This window comes from Kamptonema formosum PCC 6407 (assembly GCF_000332155.1).
GTDB lineage: Bacteria > Cyanobacteriota > Cyanobacteriia > Cyanobacteriales > Microcoleaceae > Kamptonema > Kamptonema formosum.
This window is the reverse complement of record NZ_KB235907.1, coordinates 52008-52311: the sequence shown is the minus strand read 5'-3', so window position 1 is coordinate 52311 and position 304 is coordinate 52008. Positions and strand designations below refer to the sequence as shown.

Below are 304 nucleotides of genomic sequence, written 5' to 3'. Positions count from 1 at the left end.
ATCGCCGCGTAACCCAAAGTCAGTAGGCATCCTGCTTTTTTCTCACCTTCTGTCGGTTTTACAGGAACTCGATTTTTAAGCACCCATTCCCAAAAACCCAGAGCCGAACCTTCTTGTGTAACCTCTATGTAACTAGGCATGGCGATACCATACTGCGCCGCAACTTTCTCCCAGATGTGAAGCGGTACTTTGAGGAATGCGATCGGGGCTTTACCCCTTCAGGGTTGCGGTACTTTACGACTTTCCATTTCCGTTTTGCCATTCTCAGGTTTGAGTAAGGGCCCTTGTAAAATCTTGACGCGAC

1 protein-coding gene is annotated in these 304 nt (G+C 48.4%); it reads right to left on the bottom strand.

Annotated features, from left to right (window positions below):
- Positions 1-140: DUF3854 domain-containing protein (locus tag OSCIL6407_RS38665; protein WP_148288980.1), on the bottom strand; the 140-nt coding region annotated here is incomplete at its 3' end.
- Positions 141-304: the final 164 nt, after the last annotated feature.